Here is an 18,302-nt window from a genome sequence, read left to right as displayed (position 1 = left end):
GCATTTAAGGGCATTTTCTATGAGTAGATTTATTGCTGCGCTTGAAAAGGTACTCCTTCCTTTTGCAGTTAAAATAGGAAAGCAACCGCATGTCAACGCCATTAAAAACGGTTTTATTAAGGTAATGCCGTTAACCCTGGCCGGTGCCATGTTCGTTTTAATTAACAACGTTTTTCTGAGCTTCGGTGATGGTTCATTTTTCTATTCATTAGGTGTTCGTTTAGATCCCTCAACTATTGAAACGTTAAATGGTTTCAAGGCCATCGGCGGCAATGTGTACAACGGTACGCTGGGTATTATGTCGCTGATGGCGCCTTTCTTTATCGGGATGGCGCTGGCGGAAGAGCGTAAAGTCGACTCGCTGGCCGCCGGTTTATTATCTGTCGCTGCCTTTATGACCGTGACCCCTTACAGCGTCGGTGAAGCTTACGCGGTGGGTGCCAACTGGCTGGGCGGGGCGAACATTATTTCCGGTATTGTGATCGGTCTGGTCGTGGCGGAAATGTTTACCTTTATTATTCGTCGCAACTGGGTGATCCGCTTGCCGGACAGCGTCCCGGCATCGGTGTCGCGCTCCTTCTCGGCGCTGATCCCAGGCTTCATTATTCTCTCCATCATGGGGACCATCGCCTGGGCGCTCTCTCACTGGGGCACCAACTTCCACCAGATCATCATGGACACCATCTCCACACCGCTGGCATCCATGGGTGGGGTCGTGGGCTGGGCTTACGTCATCTTCACCTCCCTGCTGTGGTTCTTCGGTGTTCACGGCTCTCTGGCGCTGGCCGCGCTGGACAGCGGCATCATGACCCCATGGGCGCTGGAAAACGTGGCACTCTACCAGCAGTACGGCTCCGTTGACGCGGCGCTGGCGGCAGGCAAGACCTTCCACGTCTGGGCGAAACCGATGCTCGACTCCTATATCTTCCTGGGCGGTACCGGGGCGACGTTAGGTCTGATCATCGCGGTGTTTATCACCTCCCGCCGTGCGGATCACCGCCAGGTGGCGAAGCTGGCCCTGCCGTCAGGCATCTTCCAGATTAACGAGCCCATCCTGTTCGGTATGCCGATCATCATGAACCCGGTTATGTTCATTCCGTTCATCCTGGTGCAGCCGCTGCTGGCCGCCATTACCCTGACGGCGTACTACCTGGGCATTATCCCGCCTATCACTAACATCGCACCGTGGACCATGCCAGCCGGTCTGGGCGCCTTCTTCAACACCAACGGCAGCGTTGCGGCATTCCTGTTAGCGATATTCAACCTTGGTGTGGCAACCCTGCTCTACATGCCGTTTGTCGCCATCGCCAACAAGGCCCAGACCACCATTGATGAAGAAGAGAGCGAAGAAGATATCGCCCTCGCACTGAAATTCTGATGTCGTATGACGCGGGGCAACCCGCGTCAGTACAGGAGAACAAGAGATGTTTGATTTAGAGAATGTTGTAGCAGAGCCAGAAGACGTAGCAGAGAACGATCTTGAAGAAGTGGTGATGGGGCTTATCATCAACTCCGGACAGGCGCGCAGCCTGGCATACGCGGCGCTGAAAAAAGCCAAGCAGGGCGATTTCGATTCCGCCAAAGAGATGATGGCCCAGTCGCGCACCGCGTTGAATGAAGCCCATCTGGTGCAAACAAAACTGATCGAAAGCGATCAGGGTGAAGGTAAAATGAAGGTGAGCCTGGTGCTGGTACACGCCCAGGACCATCTGATGACCTCCATGCTGGCCCGTGAGCTGGTGGCGGAACTCATCGAACTTCACGAGAAAATGCAGTAAATCAGTCTGATAGCAGGAGGTCAGCGCCATGGAAATCACTACCGCCCGGGAACAACAGCTGTTCAATGGTAAAAATTTTCATGTGTTTATTTACAACAAAGTGGAGAGCATCAGCGGTCTGCATCAGCATGACTACTATGAGTTCACCATTGTGCTGACCGGCCGCTATTTCCAGGAGATCAACGGCAAGCGGGTGCTGCTGGAGCGCGGGGACTTTGTCTTTATCCCGATGGGGTCGCATCATCAGAGCTTTTACGATTTTGGCGCCACGCGCATTCTCAACGTCGGCATCAGTAAACGCTTCTTCGAAACCCACTACTCGCCGCTGCTGCCGTTCTGCTTTGTGGCCTCGCAGGTTTATCACGTTAAAAGTGAATTCCTGAACTGGATCGACACCGTGATTGCCTCGCTTAACTTCCGTGACAATGAGTTCGATGAATTTATTGAAACGGTGACCTTTTACGTCGTCAACCGCCTTCGCCACTATCGCGAAGAGCAGCAGGCAACTGACGATATCCCGCAATGGCTGCGCACCACCGTTGAAATGATGCACGACAAGCTGCGTTTTGGTGAAAACGCGCTGGAAAATATGGTGGCGTTGTCGGGTAAATCACAGGAATACCTGACCCGTGCGACCCAGCGTTATTATCAGAAAACGCCGGTACAGATTATTAATGAAATACGGATCAATTTCGCCAGAAAACAGCTGGAAATTACCAACTATTCGGTGACGGATATTGCTTACGAATCCGGTTACAGCAGTCCGAGTCTGTTTATTAAGACCTTTAAGAAATTGACCTCATTTACACCTAACAGCTACCGGAAAAACCTCACGGTTATTAATTAACGTCCGGCGGTATTACCGCCGGGAATATTGATTTAAATGATTGCCCAAAATAGATGGGAAGGGACCGCTATACTCAAAAAGCGGATCGCCCAGGGAGAATATTATGCAAAAGAAACTTAAAGTAGTGACCATCGGCGGCGGAAGCAGCTATACCCCGGAATTACTGGAAGGCTTCCTCAAGCGTTACCATGAACTGCCGGTCAGCGAATTGTGGCTGGTTGACGTGGCCGAGGGCCAGGAGAAGCTGGATATTATTTTTGACCTCTGCCAGCGCATGGTGAAAAAAGCGGGCGTGCCGATGACCGTGCATAAAACCCTCGACCGCCGCCAGGCGCTAAAGGATGCCGATTTTGTCACCACCCAGCTACGCGTCGGCCAGCTGAAGGCCCGCGAGCTGGATGAGCGCATCCCGCTGAGCTACGGCTATCTGGGCCAGGAGACCAACGGGGCAGGCGGCCTGTTCAAAGGGCTGCGTACCATTCCGGTGGTGTTCGACATCATTAAAGACGTGCAGGAGATCTGCCCGCAGGCGTGGGTGATCAACTTCACCAACCCGGCCGGAATGGTGACCGAAGCGGTTTATCGCCACACGGATTTCAAACGCTTTATCGGCGTCTGCAACATTCCTATCGGCATGAAGATGTTTATTCGCGACGTGCTGGCCCTGACCGACAGCGACGAACTTTCCATCGACCTGTTTGGCCTGAACCACATGGTGTTCATCAAAGACGTGCTGGTTAACGGCAAATCTCGCTTCGCGGAGCTGCTGGACGGCGTGGCGAGCGGCACCCTGAAAGCGAGCTCGGTGAAGAACATTTTCGACCTGCCGTTCAGCGAAGGGCTGATCCGCTCCCTGAACCTGCTCCCGTGCTCCTATCTGCTTTACTACTTTAAGCTGAAAGAGATGCTGGCGATCGAGATGGGCGAATACTACAAAGGCGGCGCCCGCGCGCAGGTCGTACAGAAGGTAGAAAAACAGCTGTTCGATCTGTATAAAAACCCGGATCTGAACGTGAAGCCGAAAGAGCTGGAGCAGCGCGGCGGAGCTTACTACTCTGATGCCGCCTGCGAAGTGATCAACGCCATCTACAACGACAAGCAGGCGGAACATTACGTCAACGTGCCGCACCACGGCCATATTGATAACATTCCGGTGGACTGGGCGGTGGAGATGACCTGTATTCTGGGCCGCGACGGCGCGAAGCCGCATCCTCGCCTGACTCATTTCGATGACAAGGTGATGGGGCTTATCCACACCATCAAGGGCTTTGAGGTGGCGGCAAGCCAGGCGGCCATCAGCGGCGAGCTGAACGACGTGCTGCTGGCCCTGAACCTGAGCCCGCTGGTGCAATCCGATCGCGATGCCGAGAAGCTGGCGCGCGACCTGATTCTGGCCCATGAAAAATGGCTGCCGAACTTCGCTGCCACTGTCGATAAACTGAAAAGCGAGCAGCACTGAGAGGGATCGCTATGGAATATCTGCTGATCGTCAATGCCGATGATTTTGGCCTCTCAAAAGGGCAGAACTACGGCATTCTGGACGCCTGTCGGAACGGGGTGGTGACCTCCACCACCGCGATGGTTAACGGCGATGCCGTTGAGCACGCTGCGGCGCTCAGCCGGGATCTGCCTGAGCTGGGGGTAGGCATGCACTTTGTGCTGACCCTCGGCATGCCGCTGACCTCCATGCCGGGGCTGACCCGGGACGGCGTGCTCGGCAAGTGGATCTGGGAGATGGCAGAGCAGGGGACGCTGCCGCTGGAGGAGATTGCCCGCGAGCTGGACTGTCAGTTCAATCGCTTCGTCGATCTCTTCGGGCGCGAACCGACCCATATCGACAGCCATCACCATGTGCACATGATCCCGGCCATCTTCCCGCTGGTGGCCGAATTTGCCCGTCGCAAAGGGGTGGCATTACGGGTGGATCCTCTGGTTGAAGGGATCGAACGGGATGCCGGCCTGCCGCCTACCACCGACGGCTTCAGCAGCGCGTTCTATGGCGATGACATCAGTGAAGCGCTGTTTTTACGCGTGCTGGATGAGTCAGTGCAGAAGGGAGAGCGCTCGCTGGAGGTGATGGCACATCCGGCGTTTATCGATAACACCATCCGTAAAAGCGCCTACTGCTGGCCGCGACTGACGGAGCTGGACGTGCTCACCTCGACATCGCTGAAATATGCCATTGCCGAGCGCGGGTACCGGTTGGGAACGTTCAGGGATCTGTGAGGAAACGCCGGGTGGCGCTTGCGCTTACCCGGCCTACAAATCACGGGAAATGCCGGGTGACGCTTGCGCTTACCCGGCCTACAATGTCTACAAAAGCACCGAAACGTAGGCCGGGTAAGGCGTAGCCGCCACCCGGCTTTTTTTACGCCGGAATGGCCGCGATTTTACTGCTGCGGGACCACACCCGGTGCGCCGCCATCAGCAGCGTCAGTTCATCCATAAACGCGCCTGCCGCCGTATCGCCTTCGATAATCCCTTCTTCGCCCTGATCTGCCACCTTCAGCAGCGGCTTGAACTGACGGGCATCGCCTGCCAGCGCAATCGGCTTGAGGTGCTTATAGGCTTCCAGCAGGTAATAGGCCGCATCGCCGTTAGTGAGCAGACCCTGAATATCCCCGCACGGCACCACCACCGCATCCACGGTCAGCGACGGAGAACCGGCGAAGGTTCCGGCCACCGGCAGCACCGAGCCGTCGTCGGCAATGACTTCACCCATTCGCGAGTAGAGCAGCTTCGCATGCACGCCTTTGGCCTTCAGCGCCTGCAGCACCGCCAGCACATCGCTGGCGCGAGGCTTGTCGTTCAGCAATACGGCCACCACGCGACCTTTGATATCGCCGCCGGGAACGGCATACAGGCTAAGTGACGGATCCTTTTTCAAACCGTTCACATCCTGCGGCGGAACAAGGTTGCGCTGCTCGTCGGTCAGGGTGATACCCAGATTGTCCGCCACGCCCTGCGCCAGGGTGATATCAATATGCGCCAGCTGATCCACCACCCGCTCGCGGATGTAGGTGCGCACCACCTTGCTCAGCTCAAAGCTGAAGGCACCGATAATATGCTCCTGCTCCACCGGCGTCTGGCTGTGCCAGAACAGGCGTGGGTGGGCGTAGTATTCGGCGAAGGAGGGGCTGCGCTCGCGAATTTTGGTCCCTTCCACGCGCTCCTGATACGACTCAAAGCCGCCGCGTTTTGGCCCCGGAGGGGTTTCGCGCGGCCAGTTGTCGTTGATTGAGTTCGGCTCGTAGTTGGCCGGGTTGGTGTCGATCTCCATGCGGTGCATCCCGTCCCGCTGGAAGTTATGGTAGGGACAGGTTGGTTTGTTGATCGGGATTTCGTGGAAGTTCGGCCCGCCGAGGCGGCTGATCTGCGTATCGGTGTAGGAGAACAGACGCCCCTGCAGTAGCGGGTCGTTAGTGAAATCCAGCCCCGGAACGATATGCCCCGGGTGGAAGGCGGCCTGTTCGTTCTCGGCAAAGAAGTTGTCCGGGTTACGGTTGAGCACCATTTTGCCCACCAGCTGCACCGGCACCAGCTCTTCGGGGATCAGCTTGGTCGGGTCGAGAAGATCAAAGTCGAATTTGAACTCGTCCTCTTCCGGGATCAGCTGGAAACCGAGCTCAAATTCCGGGAAGTCGCCCGCTTCAATGGATTCCCAGAGATCGCGGCGGTGGAAGTCCGGATCGCGCCCGGTAAGCTTCTGCGCCTCATCCCACACCAGCGAGGCTTTACCGGCCACCGGCTTCCAGTGGAAGCGCACAAAGGTGGCTTTGCCTTCGGCATTGATCAGGCGGAAGGTGTGGATGCCAAAGCCTTCCATGGTGCGATAGCTGCGCGGAATACCACGGTCAGACATCGCCCACATCACGTTGTGCAGGGTTTCCGGCTGCAGGGAGACATAATCCCAGAAGGTGTCGTGCGCGCTCTGACCCTGCGGGATCGCCCAGTGTGGCTCCGGTTTTACCGCGTGTACAAAATCGGGGAACTTGTGTGCGTCCTGAATAAAGAAGATCGGCGTGTTGTTGCCCACCAGATCAAAAACGCCCTCTTCGGTGTAAAACTTGGTGGCGAAGCCGCGAATATCACGCACCGTATCGGCGGAGCCTGCGCCGCCCTGCACCGTAGAGAAACGGACAAAGACCGGGGTAATTTTATCCGGGTCGGAGAGGAAATCGGCTTTAGTCAAATCGCTCAGGTTTTTATACGGCTGAAAATAGCCGTGCGCGGCCGAACCACGGGCGTGCACAATACGCTCCGGGATACGCTCATGGTCAAAGTGGGTGATCTTCTCCCGCAGGATAAAGTCTTCCAGCAGGGTCGGGCCGCGGGTTCCGGCGCGCAGGGAGTTCTGATCGTCCGCGATGCGCACCCCCTGGTTAGTGGTCAGCGGGAAGTTCTCGCCGCCTTTGCGAACTTCATCAAGCGCATTCAGTTTCTGGTTGCCGGTATCGGGTGACTTCAGGCTGCCGGGCGCTGTGGGCTCCTGGCCCGGTGGCGTAGGGACCGGGCTGGCGAGGTGAGAACCGTCCGCCGGGGCCAGCGAGTCCATTCCGGGCTGCGCTTCATGGGCGTCGTGAAGCGGGGATTGTTCGGGTTTATGTGTCTTATCATTTTGCGACATTGCACTCGTCTCCTGTTTTCATTGCTGAAACGCGGTCGTATTTGCCTTAAAACCCAATAACTATAGAACATTAAGGGTTATAAGCTGGGTGAATACCCAATTTCGGACTACCGCTTACGCTTCAGCTGGCACGTGGGGCGCGACGCAGAAGGGGCAATCGGCTATGATAGGAATTTACTGATTTTTAAGTTTGTTTAGTGAACCCGCTGCTTATGAAACCTCTTCGCCAACAAAATCGTCCTGTAATCAGCTATCAGCCCCGCGTTGAACCCGCGCCGCCCGACCACGCCACTAAAATGGATGGCTTTCGTGACGTCTGGCTGTTACGCGGTAAATATGTGGCTTTTGTACTGATCGGCGAACGTTTTCGTCGTTCCCCGGCGTTTACTGTGCCGGAGTCTGCCCAGCGTTGGGCGGTTCAGGTCCGGCAGGACGAAGACGTTGAGGATTAACAGATATAAAAAAACCGCCGTCATTGCTGAAGGCGGTTTTTTTTAACAGAGGAGGCGATTAACGGTGCGCGAGTTCCGCGTCGTCTTCGCTTTCCAGAACCGCTTTGTCGGTCTGCTTCAGCCACTGGCTGGTCAGCGTCCCGGCGGTCATGGAGCCGCTGACGTTCAGCGCGGTACGGCCCATGTCGATCAGCGGTTCAACGGAGATCAGCAGCGCCACCAGCGTTACCGGCAGACCCAGCGCAGGCAGGACAATCAGCGCCGCGAAGGTTGCGCCGCCGCCCACACCGGCTACACCGGCAGAGCTCACGGTCACAATCCCGACCAGAGTTGCGATCCACACCGGATCCAGCGGGTTAATGCCTACCGTTGGGGCAACCATTACCGCCAGCATGGCCGGGTAGAGACCGGCACAACCGTTCTGACCAATGGTCGCGCCGAAGGAGGCGGAGAAGCTGGCGATGGATTCCGGCACGCCCAGACGACGGGTCTGCGCTTCCACGTTCAGCGGAATGGAGGCTGCGCTGGAGCGGCTGGTAAAGGCGAAGGTCAGCACCGGCCACACTTTGCGGAAGTATTTCAGCGGGCTTACGCCGTTCACAGTCAGCAGAATGGCGTGGACCACAAACATGATGCCCAGACCGAGGTAAGAGGCAACCACGAAGCTGCCCAGCTTGATGATGTCCTGCAGGTTAGAGCCAGCAACCACTTTGGTCATCAGCGCCAGGACGCCGTACGGGGTCAGCTGCATCACCAGACGCACCAGCTTCATCACCCAGCTCTGCAGGGTGTCGATGGCGGTCAGCACGCGCTGGCCTTTCGGGGCGTCATCTTTCAGCAGCTTCAGTGCAGCCACGCCGAGGAAGGCGGCGAAGATCACCACGCTGATGATGGACGTCGGGTTCGCGCCGGTCAGATCCGCAAACGGGTTTTTCGGGATAAAGGAGAGCAGCATTTGCGGAACGGTGAGATCCGCCACTTTACCCGCATAGTTGGTCTCGATGGCGGTCAGACGCGCGGTTTCCGCGGTGCCCTGCACCAGGCCTTCTGCCGTCAGGCCAAACAGGTTGGTGACCAGCACGCCGACCAGTGCCGCGATAAGCGTGGTAAACAGCAGCGTACCTATGGTCAGGAAGCTGATTTTACCCAGCTGTGAGGCGTTATGCAGACGGGCCACCGCGCTCAGAATAGAGGCGAAGACCAGCGGCATGACAATCATCTGCAGCAGCTGCACATAGCCGTTGCCGACCACGTTAAACCACTGGATAGACTCTTTCAGCACCGGGTTGCTGGAGCCGTAAATGGCCTGCAGCGCCAGGCCAAAGACCACGCCCATCACCAGACCGACCAGCACTTTTTTGGCCAGGCTCCACTGTTTATGACGCGCCTGCGCCAGCAACAGCAGTAAGCCGACGAACACCACGATGTTCGCGATTAATGGAAAATTCATCCCCGTTCTCCTGATTTAATATCAGATCGGTATCAGTCCGACCTTGTTGGCGCAAGGTTAGCAGAAGTGTGATCCCGTCGCTTATATCCAAATGGAATGGTTTATTCCAAACGCGCTAACTTTGTCGAATTAGCGCTCAATCTGATGATGGATAAAGCGGTTGAACTGAAATTGCAGGGAATTAATCATGTGCGAGGACCAGCGCACGGCACCGTTTTCCGGTAGCGTCTGCGGCATCCACACCGCCCAGGCGAACAGCGCCATGCACAGGGCGCGCTCCAGCTGGTTACCTTTTTGCGGGCGGAGGATGGGCAGGCGAAAACGCCAGCGGCAGGGCCACAGCAGGGGAACGCCCGCCGGGGTAAGCATGTCGGCCAGAATATGGCTCAGATAGCCCAATACCATTCCCTGGATAGCGTCCGCCGGGATCAGCCAGCTGTCCGGCACTTTTAAGTAGAAAAGGGTCAGGGCAGCGAACACCGCCAGCAGGCTGTGGGTAAAGCCGCGATGCCCGCAGGCGCGGGCAATGGGTTTGGAGATCCACTTCAGCCGCTGCCCGAGCAGCGACTTGGGATGATCGATATCCGGCAGCAGGCAGGTCAAAACCGCCGATGGCACGATATGCCACCAGTCACCCTGCGCCAGCACCGGTGTAAGCTCCGCATTTTTGGCAAACACTGCGCAGGCGAGAGAAAAGAGCAGATGACCTTCCGCCGTCATGATAAAACCCACTAAACTGTCGATGCATCCAGTATAGGGATTTTATACAGTATACGGAAGTAGTGACGGTGTAACTCTTTGTCACAAAGCTGTTAACGCGCCAGCCAGCCACCATCGACGGCCAGGGTGTAGCCGTTCACATAGTCCGACGCGGATGAAGCGAGAAAGACCGCCGGGCCCTCCAGATCGTCCGGCTTACCCCAGCGCCCCGCGGGGATGCGGTCGAGGATCTCTTTGCTGCGCTGTTCGTCGTCGCGCAGCTGCTGGGTGTTATTGGTCGCCATATAGCCCGGCGCGATGGCGTTGACGTTGATGCCGTGGTGCGCCCACTCGTTGGCGAGCAGGCGGGTGATCCCCAGCACGCCGCTTTTGGAGGCGGTATAGGAGGGAACGCGGATCCCGCCCTGGAACGACAGCATGGAAGCGATATTAATGATTTTGCCGCCCTGACCCTGGGCAATGAACTGGCGGGCCACGGCCTGCGAAAGGAAAAAGACCGATTTAAGGTTGAGGTTCATGACGTCATCCCAGTCCTTTTCGCTGAAGGTCAGCGCGTCTTCCCGACGAATGGTTCCAGCGTTGTTCACCAGAATATCCACGCGTCCCATTCCGGCAACCGTCTGTTCGACAATACTGTCGATGGCATCCTGCTTGCTGAGGTCGGCCTGAATAGCCAGAAACCGACGTCCCAGCGCCTTAACGCCTGCGGCGGTCTCTTCGGGGATGCGACGGTTGACGCTGACGATATCGCAGCCAGCCTGCGCCAGACCCAGCGCCATGCCCTGGCCGAGGCCGGTATCACAGCCGGTAACGATGGCAACTTTTCCTGAAAGATTAAAGGCATCCAGTATCATACGGACCTCAGAGTGTAGGGGGGTATTATTGTTCTGAGATAAGCATAGAAGCAGTTGGAAATAAGATCAAACTAAAATGAAATGGCGTTTTAAAAATTTGAAATGCGATCGTATTTGCGGGCAACGGTGCGCTGCCCGCCATTGACACTCACCCGCGCAGATGCGCCACGGTGAGTTCCTGCAGGGAGGTCAGTTTTACATCCGCCAGCGCGTAACGGGCGTCGTGCTGGTTCTCTTCGGCAGGGACGACGATAGAACGCATCCGCGCCGCCTTGCTGGCGATCATACCATTCACCGAGTCTTCCAGCGCCACGCAGGCTGTCGGGTCAACGCCCAGCTTCGCGGCGCAGTCCATATACACCTGCGGGTGCGGCTTGCTGTAGGGCAGCTTTTCAGCCGAGGCCATGGCGTCGAAACTGTCGCGCAGATCGAACATGATCAGCACTTTTTCCAGCATATGTAGCGGCGAAGCGGAAGCCAGTCCGACCTTCAGTCCCTGTTCTTTGCACAGCGCCACGGCTTCACGCGCGCCTTTGAGCAGCGGGCGGTTCTCCTCCACCAGGGTAATGGCGCGGTTGATGATGCGATCGGTCACCTCATCACGCCCCGGGCCGACCCACGGCTGGTGGGCGTACCAGAGCTCAACCACCATATCGATGCGCAGGCCGAGCGTATCCGGCAGCTCGTGGCGGCGGGTGATATCCACGCCCAGGCTGGCCATCACATCCAGTTCAGCCCGATCCCACAGCGGCTCGGAATCAATCAGTAATCCATCCATATCAAAAATGGCAGCAACAATTTGACGCGGCGTCGACATGCAACCTCTCCTTTCGTTGGTTTTAGCAGGGGGTAAGCGCTACCTCACCCCGGCAATTTAGCATATCACCCGTAAAGAGCGGGCGAAAATGACAACCAGCAGGTAGACTTAGCCTCAAAGGATGTAATTTGAAAATGAGGAATCAATGACATATCAACAAGCTGGACGTATCGCGATACTGAAACAGGTCGCTGGATGGGTGATTTTTATTCCGTCAGTGATCTCGACCATTATTTCCGTCCTGAAATTTATCTATGACCACAGCGAGAAACAGGCGGGCATCAACGCCGTGATGCTTGATTTTGCCCATGTCATGATTGAGATGATGCGATTCAATACGCCGTTCCTGAATTTCTTCTGGTACAACTCGCCGACGCCTGACTTCCGTCACGGGATGAACGTCGCCTTCTGGATTATTTTTGCTCTGGTCTTTATTGCCCTGGCGCTGCAGGCCTCTGGCGCGAAGATGCGCCGTCAGACCCGCATGATCCGCGAGGGGTTAGAAGCTCAATTGATTCTGGAGAACGCGAGAGGGGAAGAGGGGTTAACCCGCGAGCAGATCGAATCACGCATTGTGGTGCCGAATAACACCATTTTCCTGCAAATCTTTACGCTCTACGTGCTGCCGGTGCTGATGATTGTCGCCGGGTATTTCCTGTTTACCCTGCTCGGCCTGCTGTAAACGTTCTTCGCTGCCGGGTCAGGACGCCCGGCAGCCTGCGCGCTATGCCGCCAGCACTCTCTCCAGCGCTCTCTGCGCCTTCACCAGATGCTCGCCGCCAAACAGAATGGCTCGGTTCATCAGTGTATAGAGCTGATAAACCGGCTGTCTTTCCAGGAAATCAGCCGGGAGCGGGGATATCGACTGATAGCCGTCGTAAATCTGCGGCGGCTGCTCAGGATGGAGCGGCAGCATGGCGAGGTCGCACTCTCTGTCTCCCCAGTAGCAGGCCGGGTCGAAGATATAGGGACCCTGAGGGCCCAGCGCGCAGTTGTCTGACCATAAATCGCCGTGCAGCAGGGAAGGCTGCGGCTGGTGCGAGGCCAGACGCTGCTGAATATGATCGACAATGGCGTCGATATTGCCGAACTCCAGCCCTTTTTCCGCCGCCAGCTCCAGCTGCCAGCCAATACGCTGCTCGGCAAAGAAGGTCGACCAGCGTCGTTGCCAGGCGTTGGGCTGCGGGGTGGTGGAGAGATCGTTGTCAAAATCGAGGCCAAACTGCGGCTGATCGCTCCACTGGTGCAGGCGGGCGATCTGCTGCCCCAGAATAAAGGCGTTATGGGCATCCAGCGGGCGGGGCGGGAGATAGTCCATCACCAGAAAGCTGTAGTCGCGATCGCTGCCGACGGCCCGGACCTGGGGAACATGTACGGTTTTGCTGCGGGAGAGCAGTTCCAGCTGGTCAGCTTCTGCCGTGAAGATAGGTAACAGTTCGCGTTCGTCACACTTTACGAAAAGTTCACGACCCGCATAGCGCAGATGCCACGCGGCGTGGATCTCACCCCCTGGCAGCTCGTTACGCAGTTCAATTTCACCTTCGCCCAGTTGTTCACTTAAAAGATGACTGATAGCCTGCCACATGATCGCTCTCCCATGTTGTCTGCCAGATCATAAAGTTAGCGTGAAACTATGGTTAAAAAATACGAGCTAACGCACAGTTGGGCCGTTTGGCTGGCCCGGGGGCACTTATTGTTGCGCTTTTTGCCAGGTTTCCCAGCGCGTCACCTCAACCTGCGGCTCTTTTCCGGTTGCGCTCTCCACGAGCCCTGATGCCAGCGCTTTTACCTCATCTTCACTCAGCGGACTGACCAGGCCGTAAGTATGGGTGCCCAGCTCGTGCAGGTTGCCCTCATCATCAGTCATGGTCATTAAAAAACCACCGCGGGTGAGATTGTTGTTGATTTCATTGAGCTCTGTCAGCGTGTCTTCATGAACTTTGATGGTTACCACGTAGCGCGCGATATCTCCGCTGCTCATAATTCACCTCGTTGTTATCCCGAAAGTTTTTTTAGCATAGTTGATTCATGCCATTTGTCGCCCTCACCGGGTAACCGGGAGGGCAGTCATTACACACTGACCAGATAGGTGAATATCTTCTGCGTGTCCTCCAGCGAGCACAGGCGGGTGCCATGATTGATGGTCGCCGCGCTGCCTGCCGCCACGCCGTACTGGGTCATCTCCCGTAATGAGGCCCCCTGCGCCAGCTTCAGGGTCATTGCGCCCACCATGCTGTCGCCCGCGCCGACGGTGCTCTGGCTTTTCATTGGCGGGGGCACAACCTGCACCGAGCCGGTCTCATCAACGGCCAGCGCACCCTGCGGACCCAGGGAGACCACCACCCGCCGCGCTTTACCGCTTTTCACCAGCTCCTCGGCGGCCTTACGCACGTCATCAGGCTGGCTCAGATCGCGATTGACCAGCGCACTCAACTCTTTCTGGTTGGGTTTGACCAGCTCGATGTTGCCGAGCGTCAGCGCGGCGCTGAGCGCCTCGCCGGAGCTGTCGACAATGCAACGAATGCCGTTCTGCTGGGCGGCGCGGATCAGCTGCGTCAGTTTTGCGGTTTTTACCCCGGGCGGCAGACTGCCGCTGATAACCAGCAAAGCGCCGCTCTCGATAGCCAGCACTTTCTCTTCGAGCTGGCGGAACTCATCGTCGTTCAGCGTCGCGCCTGGCATGACAAAGCGGTACTGCTCGTGGGTGGATTCAACGTGGACGTGCAGGTTTTGCCGGGTCCAGTCCTGGGCCTCGACCGTATCGACGGCGACCTGCTCGTCAGCAAGAAGCGAGACCAGATGTTCGCCCGTCGCGCCGCCTGCGGGAAAGATGGCGGTGGCTTTGCCACCAAGGTGGGTAATAGCGCGGGCGACGTTAATGCCGCCGCCGCCGGGCTCGAAAACCGGCACGCTACAGCGGAGTTTACCCTCAGGATAGAGTTGTGCCGTCAGGGTTGCGCTGTCCAGAGAAGGGGAGAGCGTCAACGTAAAGATACGATCCATGCTTATCTCCTGTCAGTGAGGTTCGCATTAAGCCTGGCACCGAACCCACAGAAGCGAAAGTATTAACAATATGATTTTCAATATAAATACCTTTACGTACCCTGACTTTTATTTATAAATATCGGGCTGGTTTAAGATCGTTCTTATTCCAAAAATGAAACAAGAAATCATTGCTATGTTATTTGAGCCTTTTTATAATTTGTAACCTTTCTAAGGATCCCATGGCATTGATCCGCAAGAAAGTTTCCGGGACCGTAATGGTCTCTTTTTTTGTTGTACGGACTCTTTATAAATGAACATTTCAAGGTCTATAAAACATTTTTTAAAGTCCGTACACATTGCCCTTTTGACGCGCTATAGTGGGGAAATTGTTTATGGAACGGGTTTTGAAAATGGCAAAGTTGGCTATCCCCTATCGGCGTTACTCGTCTGATTCACAGACGGGAAACAGTTCTCTCGAACGTCAGCAGCAGATGATCAACCAGTGGCTGGAATCGGAAGACGGAAAGGAATTCACCACATCACCAGCTTTCACGTATACGGATGAAGCAGTCTCCGGCTTCTCTGGATCTCACATCTCGAAAGGTGACTTTGGACGGTTCCTGTCAGATCTCGATGCTGGGAAGTTTCAGCGATTTGAACAGCCAACTTTGCTAATTGAGAACGTGGACAGGTTCGGTCGTCAAAAGGCAACGAAAGCAATCGGTCTGCTAACTGAGATCTTGGAAAAGGGTGTCAACGTCTATTTCCTTTCAACTCATCAGCTTCTCACTGGTGAGATGGATGACATGCAGTTGATGATGTTCGTTATGGAGTCTTCACGCGCACATGGTGAGTCTTCTCGCAAATCGCAGATGGTTAACACTGCATGGGATAAGAAACAAGATAAGGCTGGGGATGGCGCACAGCTTACTAAAAACGTTCCTTGGTGGATTGACCCTAACGACAAAAACAAAGTTATCCCTGAACGTGCAGCACTGGTCAAAGAAGTCTTCTCGATGCGCTTGCATGGTAAGTCCTGCAACAAGATCGCTGCTCACTTCAACGAACAGGGAGTTGCTGTGCCTTCGAACCGTAAGGTCAAAGAGGGTAAGGAGTATAAGAAAGCACGTGTCCGTGTGAATTGGGATGGCGTATTTGTATCAACACTGCTTTCTAACCGTGCTGTCATGGGTTACCTGGCAGAGCAAAGCATGACACCATCAAACAGTGTCGTCGTGGTTGAGGTTGATCCGTTGACGGGAAAAGAGATCAAGACTCGGAAACTGAAACCAAAGCGTCAGCTTCGCAAAGAGATTCCTGGTTACTTCCCGCAGGTTATCAATCCTGCAATGTTCGCTTCTATCCAGATGCTCAAAGATGAGCAGGCAGGTCGTAAATCTGTCACAACTCAAGTCAACTCGATTAAGCTGTTCAAGAAGTCAATCGTCTGCTCAGAATGTGGAGGTCTCGTCAACGTCTACGGTTCTCGTGAGAAGTACGCAGGGATCTACCAATGTTCGAATACCAGAGTAAAGGCATGTCAGGAAATCTCGATTAACCGTGCAGAAGTGGACAATGCTCTGTTGAAGAATTTGATCCCGAACCTGTCAAAGCTGAACGTCAATGACTCGCTGGAAGTGCAAATTGCTGAACTTGAAAACGAGCGTGACCAGCTTGTTCAACGTGCAAAGAACATCTACGACATTGCAGAGATAAGCGGCCTTACTGATGAACTCAAGTCACGTCTAAAGGCGAACACCAAACGACAGTCAGAACTGAATACGCAGATCGACGCATTGAAGACGAAACGTGACGCTACAGAATTCGAATCTGTGGATCATCTTGACCTATCTACTTTCGAGGGACGGTTTCAGGCACAAATTATTATCAAACGGATGATCAAGCGCATTACCTTGAACACCAATACACGCACAATGGACGTACTGCTTGTGAATGGCAGTGAGATGAAAGGCTTCGAGATCGATTCAAAGGCAAACTTACGAGAGGTCACTCAGGTGATGTCTGGACAGAAGGAACTTCCAGAACCAACTGACGAGCGGATGGCTCTTATCCAGAAACCGACCAAAGAGATCGACCTCGGAGACATCTACTCGGTGACAGATTCTTACATCAAAGGTAAGTGACGATGAGCACAGATAGCTATGACGAATACGCTCAGATGTTGGCACAAGATCAGGAACGACGAGCAGAACGTTTCCATGCCATTACTATCAGGGAGAACGAGAGGCTGTTAGGGCATGGACAATTTTCATCAATAGCGGTAGAGGAAGATCTTAACGGAGACAGATTTACGAGGGACTATGAGCAGGGCGGTCAAATCGTCTATCTGGATGATAACGAATGGAAAGGTGAGTATGACATGGATGACTGATCAGTGGTCTGTAAAGAATACTGTTAAGAGGGATCTGTTAAGGTGAAACCCCATTGAATAAGAATACCGTGTTTGTCAAGTATTCGTCCAATGAGTTTTTGTTATAACATAACAAGTATTCATTCCGTTTTGGAATGTACCTTTAAAACGCACTGTATCGCGTTCTGAGGGACTTTCTTTAAAGTGGCTGTAGGACAAGGGGGGGTTATTTAAACGATCAGATGATGCCAATGCTTTGCAAGAATGCCACGATAAGCAGAGCGGCAAAGATACCAGCAAGAATGTTGATGATCGGTCGCAAGTGTTGCCCTCCTGAAAAGAAAAAGGCCAGCCCCAGAAAGAGCCAGCCCCACGATCAGCATTACATGGTGAAGTCTTTCAACGGTGACCCCTGAGCAGCCTTAGCAGCGGTTATCAGACGGTCAGCGAACTGATCCACACCTTCCTTTTCGACCTTCGCCACGCCGTCACGGATGGCCTGAATGTTATCAGCGTCAAAGAATGTCTTGATGTTAGCGCCAGGGAGTTCATGACCAGTGATCGCCTTGTGTACGGTAGCAACAGATTTCTGCAACGGGGTTACCGCACGGGCAGAACCATTAATTGCTTCATAAGCATCTTTAGCTGAGTATTTCCCTTGCTCAACATCGCCTGCATCGAATAATGCAATTCGTTCTTTAAGGAATTCGACAACCTTTTGAACAGTTGCCTTATCAGGGGCGTTAACTTTCGGTGCAGTATCGCGTGTGCCTTTCTCTTTCGATTTCTTTTGTGGTGGGTCTGAGAGTGTGTATCTCACACCGAACAGAGACAGAATCACGGGCAAGCGATCCTCTTCTGAAAGCTTTTCAAGTTTGGTGATTGCATCTGCCAGCGTAGCGCCCTGGAGATCATACTTGATGAGCAACGAGGTGCGTTTAATCTGGTCTGCATCCAGTCCTGCAAGGTCACTATGTTTACCCTTAGCGTCAAAGTGCTTTGCGCTTCCATCCAGGAAATAGAAATCAGAGTTGCTGAAATCTGCCATCACAGGCGCGTACTTAACAGCAGTTCGAAAGAATGCGGCAATGTCAGAGCTGATCGTAGTGGTAGTTCCGTCTGGTGCAGTTGCGATAGATTCAGCGGTCGTCAACTGGCCTTGCTGCTGTTCGTAGAAAGTTCTCATGTGAGCAGTTTCCGATAGTAAATAGGTCAGACCGTAAACTACCCTTTGTAAGTATTCGATTGCAACTGGTAGTTGCTGAACGAATGTTAACAATGGAGCACAATCAGAGTTAACCATAGTTACAACCAGATTAATAACTTTCTGAATGCTAAAGTTTATTATCTTCAAAACATAAAAAAGGCCAGCAGTATAAATGCCAGCCTTATTTCTCTAAT

Annotated in this window: 18 protein-coding genes; 9 read left to right on the top strand and 9 right to left on the bottom strand. The window is 54.6% G+C overall.

From position 1 onward, the window contains the following. Positions 1–19: 19 nt before the first annotated feature. The 5 genes from chbC to chbG all read left to right on the top strand — a co-directional run bounded on the left by chbC (position 20) and on the right by chbG (position 4,851). Positions 20–1,378, top strand: a complete 1,359-nt coding sequence (gene chbC / locus K5I40_RS07810; RefSeq protein WP_039029056.1) for a PTS N,N'-diacetylchitobiose transporter subunit IIC — start codon at positions 20–22, stop codon at positions 1,376–1,378. 46 nt (positions 1,379–1,424) lie between these two features. Beyond that, positions 1,425–1,778, top strand: a complete 354-nt coding sequence (gene chbA / locus K5I40_RS07805) for a PTS N,N'-diacetylchitobiose transporter subunit IIA (RefSeq protein ID WP_039029057.1) — start codon at positions 1,425–1,427, stop codon at positions 1,776–1,778. Between the two features lie 28 nt (positions 1,779–1,806). Then, positions 1,807–2,625 (top strand): transcriptional regulator ChbR, encoded by an 819-nt coding sequence (gene chbR / locus K5I40_RS07800; protein WP_039029058.1) that lies wholly within the window; start codon positions 1,807–1,809, stop codon positions 2,623–2,625. Positions 2,626–2,728: 103 nt separating this feature from the next. Next, on the top strand, positions 2,729–4,084 hold the full coding sequence (locus K5I40_RS07795; RefSeq protein WP_223074247.1) for a 6-phospho-beta-glucosidase: 1,356 nt from the start codon (positions 2,729–2,731) through the stop codon (positions 4,082–4,084). Positions 4,085–4,095: 11 nt separating this feature from the next. Beyond that, positions 4,096–4,851 carry a chitin disaccharide deacetylase gene (gene chbG / locus K5I40_RS07790; RefSeq protein WP_039029060.1) on the top strand — a complete coding sequence of 252 codons (756 nt, stop codon included), beginning with the start codon at positions 4,096–4,098 and terminating at the stop codon, positions 4,849–4,851. A gap of 142 nt (positions 4,852–4,993) precedes the next feature. Here the strand turns inward: chbG and katE are convergent, their stop codons facing one another. Continuing rightward, the gene (gene katE / locus K5I40_RS07785; protein WP_223074246.1) at positions 4,994–7,252 is read right to left on the bottom strand and encodes a catalase HPII; all 2,259 of its coding nucleotides are present in this window, start codon (positions 7,250–7,252) and stop codon (positions 4,994–4,996) included. A gap of 197 nt (positions 7,253–7,449) precedes the next feature. On the opposite strand from katE, the gene cedA reads away from it, so the two are divergent. Continuing rightward, the gene (cedA, locus tag K5I40_RS07780; RefSeq protein WP_223074245.1) at positions 7,450–7,704 is read left to right on the top strand and encodes a cell division activator CedA; all 255 of its coding nucleotides are present in this window, start codon (positions 7,450–7,452) and stop codon (positions 7,702–7,704) included. A gap of 58 nt (positions 7,705–7,762) precedes the next feature. Here cedA and K5I40_RS07775 read toward each other — a convergent pair whose 3' ends face one another. The 4 genes from K5I40_RS07775 to hxpB form a co-directional block, all read right to left on the bottom strand. Further along, positions 7,763–9,154, bottom strand: coding sequence for an L-cystine transporter (locus K5I40_RS07775; RefSeq protein ID WP_039029064.1), 1,392 nt, complete (start codon positions 9,152–9,154; stop codon positions 7,763–7,765). A gap of 129 nt (positions 9,155–9,283) precedes the next feature. After that, positions 9,284–9,874 carry a metal-dependent hydrolase gene (locus K5I40_RS07770; protein ID WP_039029065.1) on the bottom strand — a complete coding sequence of 197 codons (591 nt, stop codon included), beginning with the start codon at positions 9,872–9,874 and terminating at the stop codon, positions 9,284–9,286. Between the two features lie 92 nt (positions 9,875–9,966). Continuing rightward, positions 9,967–10,728, bottom strand: coding sequence for a 2-dehydro-3-deoxy-D-gluconate 5-dehydrogenase KduD (gene kduD / locus K5I40_RS07765; protein WP_223074244.1), 762 nt, complete (start codon positions 10,726–10,728; stop codon positions 9,967–9,969). A 148-nt stretch (positions 10,729–10,876) separates the two neighbouring features. Then, complete coding sequence (gene hxpB / locus K5I40_RS07760; protein ID WP_039029067.1) at positions 10,877–11,545, bottom strand: hexitol phosphatase HxpB; 669 nt, start codon at positions 11,543–11,545, stop codon at positions 10,877–10,879. 145 nt (positions 11,546–11,690) lie between these two features. Here hxpB and K5I40_RS07755 point away from each other — a divergent pair, with 145 nt between their 5' ends. After that, positions 11,691–12,227 (top strand): YniB family protein, encoded by a 537-nt coding sequence (locus K5I40_RS07755; protein ID WP_223074243.1) that lies wholly within the window; start codon positions 11,691–11,693, stop codon positions 12,225–12,227. A gap of 42 nt (positions 12,228–12,269) precedes the next feature. Here K5I40_RS07755 and K5I40_RS07750 read toward each other — a convergent pair whose 3' ends face one another. From K5I40_RS07750 to pfkB, 3 genes are all read right to left on the bottom strand, one after another. Then, on the bottom strand, positions 12,270–13,130 hold the full coding sequence (locus tag K5I40_RS07750) for a fructosamine kinase family protein (RefSeq protein WP_139564830.1): 861 nt from the start codon (positions 13,128–13,130) through the stop codon (positions 12,270–12,272). A gap of 105 nt (positions 13,131–13,235) precedes the next feature. After that, positions 13,236–13,526, bottom strand: coding sequence for a type V toxin-antitoxin system endoribonuclease antitoxin GhoS (gene ghoS, locus K5I40_RS07745; RefSeq protein WP_039029070.1), 291 nt, complete (start codon positions 13,524–13,526; stop codon positions 13,236–13,238). Between the two features lie 89 nt (positions 13,527–13,615). Continuing rightward, a complete protein-coding gene (pfkB, locus tag K5I40_RS07740; RefSeq protein WP_223074242.1) occupies positions 13,616–14,548 on the bottom strand; it encodes a 6-phosphofructokinase II in 933 nt (310 codons plus the stop codon). Between the two features lie 374 nt (positions 14,549–14,922). On the opposite strand from pfkB, the gene K5I40_RS07735 reads away from it, so the two are divergent. Then, complete coding sequence (locus K5I40_RS07735) at positions 14,923–16,674, top strand: recombinase family protein (protein WP_223074241.1); 1,752 nt, start codon at positions 14,923–14,925, stop codon at positions 16,672–16,674. Between the two features lie 2 nt (positions 16,675–16,676). Next, positions 16,677–16,922, top strand: coding sequence for a hypothetical protein (locus tag K5I40_RS07730; protein ID WP_223074240.1), 246 nt, complete (start codon positions 16,677–16,679; stop codon positions 16,920–16,922). A 361-nt stretch (positions 16,923–17,283) separates the two neighbouring features. Here the strand turns inward: K5I40_RS07730 and K5I40_RS07725 are convergent, their stop codons facing one another. Beyond that, positions 17,284–18,204 carry a hypothetical protein gene (locus K5I40_RS07725; protein WP_223074239.1) on the bottom strand — a complete coding sequence of 307 codons (921 nt, stop codon included), beginning with the start codon at positions 18,202–18,204 and terminating at the stop codon, positions 17,284–17,286. Between the last annotated feature and the right edge of the window lie 98 nt (positions 18,205–18,302).

Source organism: Leclercia sp. LTM14, assembly GCF_023736175.1.
In the GTDB taxonomy this organism is placed as follows: domain Bacteria; phylum Pseudomonadota; class Gammaproteobacteria; order Enterobacterales; family Enterobacteriaceae; genus Enterobacter; species Enterobacter barmai.
The sequence above is the reverse complement of the archived record's forward strand: the minus strand, read 5'-3'. Positions and strand labels throughout refer to the sequence as shown.

Bases quoted from the DNA above. Each gene is read 5' to 3' on its own strand.
- chbC (WP_039029056.1), top strand. From the start codon at position 20: ATGAGTAGATTTATTGCTGCGCTTGAAAAGGTACTCCTTCCTTTTGCA.
- chbA (WP_039029057.1), top strand. From the start codon at position 1,425: ATGTTTGATTTAGAGAATGTTGTAGCAGAGCCAGAAGACGTAGCAGAG.
- chbR (WP_039029058.1), top strand. From the start codon at position 1,807: ATGGAAATCACTACCGCCCGGGAACAACAGCTGTTCAATGGTAAAAAT.
- K5I40_RS07795 (WP_223074247.1), top strand. From the start codon at position 2,729: ATGCAAAAGAAACTTAAAGTAGTGACCATCGGCGGCGGAAGCAGCTAT.
- chbG (WP_039029060.1), top strand. From the start codon at position 4,096: ATGGAATATCTGCTGATCGTCAATGCCGATGATTTTGGCCTCTCAAAA.
- katE (WP_223074246.1), bottom strand. From the start codon at position 7,252: ATGTCGCAAAATGATAAGACACATAAACCCGAACAATCCCCGCTTCAC.
- K5I40_RS07775 (WP_039029064.1), bottom strand. From the start codon at position 9,154: ATGAATTTTCCATTAATCGCGAACATCGTGGTGTTCGTCGGCTTACTG.
- K5I40_RS07770 (WP_039029065.1), bottom strand. From the start codon at position 9,874: ATGACGGCGGAAGGTCATCTGCTCTTTTCTCTCGCCTGCGCAGTGTTT.
- kduD (WP_223074244.1), bottom strand. From the start codon at position 10,728: ATGATACTGGATGCCTTTAATCTTTCAGGAAAAGTTGCCATCGTTACC.
- hxpB (WP_039029067.1), bottom strand. From the start codon at position 11,545: ATGTCGACGCCGCGTCAAATTGTTGCTGCCATTTTTGATATGGATGGA.
- K5I40_RS07755 (WP_223074243.1), top strand. From the start codon at position 11,691: ATGACATATCAACAAGCTGGACGTATCGCGATACTGAAACAGGTCGCT.
- K5I40_RS07750 (WP_139564830.1), bottom strand. From the start codon at position 13,130: ATGTGGCAGGCTATCAGTCATCTTTTAAGTGAACAACTGGGCGAAGGT.
- ghoS (WP_039029070.1), bottom strand. From the start codon at position 13,526: ATGAGCAGCGGAGATATCGCGCGCTACGTGGTAACCATCAAAGTTCAT.
- pfkB (WP_223074242.1), bottom strand. From the start codon at position 14,548: ATGGATCGTATCTTTACGTTGACGCTCTCCCCTTCTCTGGACAGCGCA.
- K5I40_RS07735 (WP_223074241.1), top strand. From the start codon at position 14,923: ATGGAACGGGTTTTGAAAATGGCAAAGTTGGCTATCCCCTATCGGCGT.
- K5I40_RS07730 (WP_223074240.1), top strand. From the start codon at position 16,677: ATGAGCACAGATAGCTATGACGAATACGCTCAGATGTTGGCACAAGAT.
- K5I40_RS07725 (WP_223074239.1), bottom strand. From the start codon at position 18,204: ATGGTTAACTCTGATTGTGCTCCATTGTTAACATTCGTTCAGCAACTA.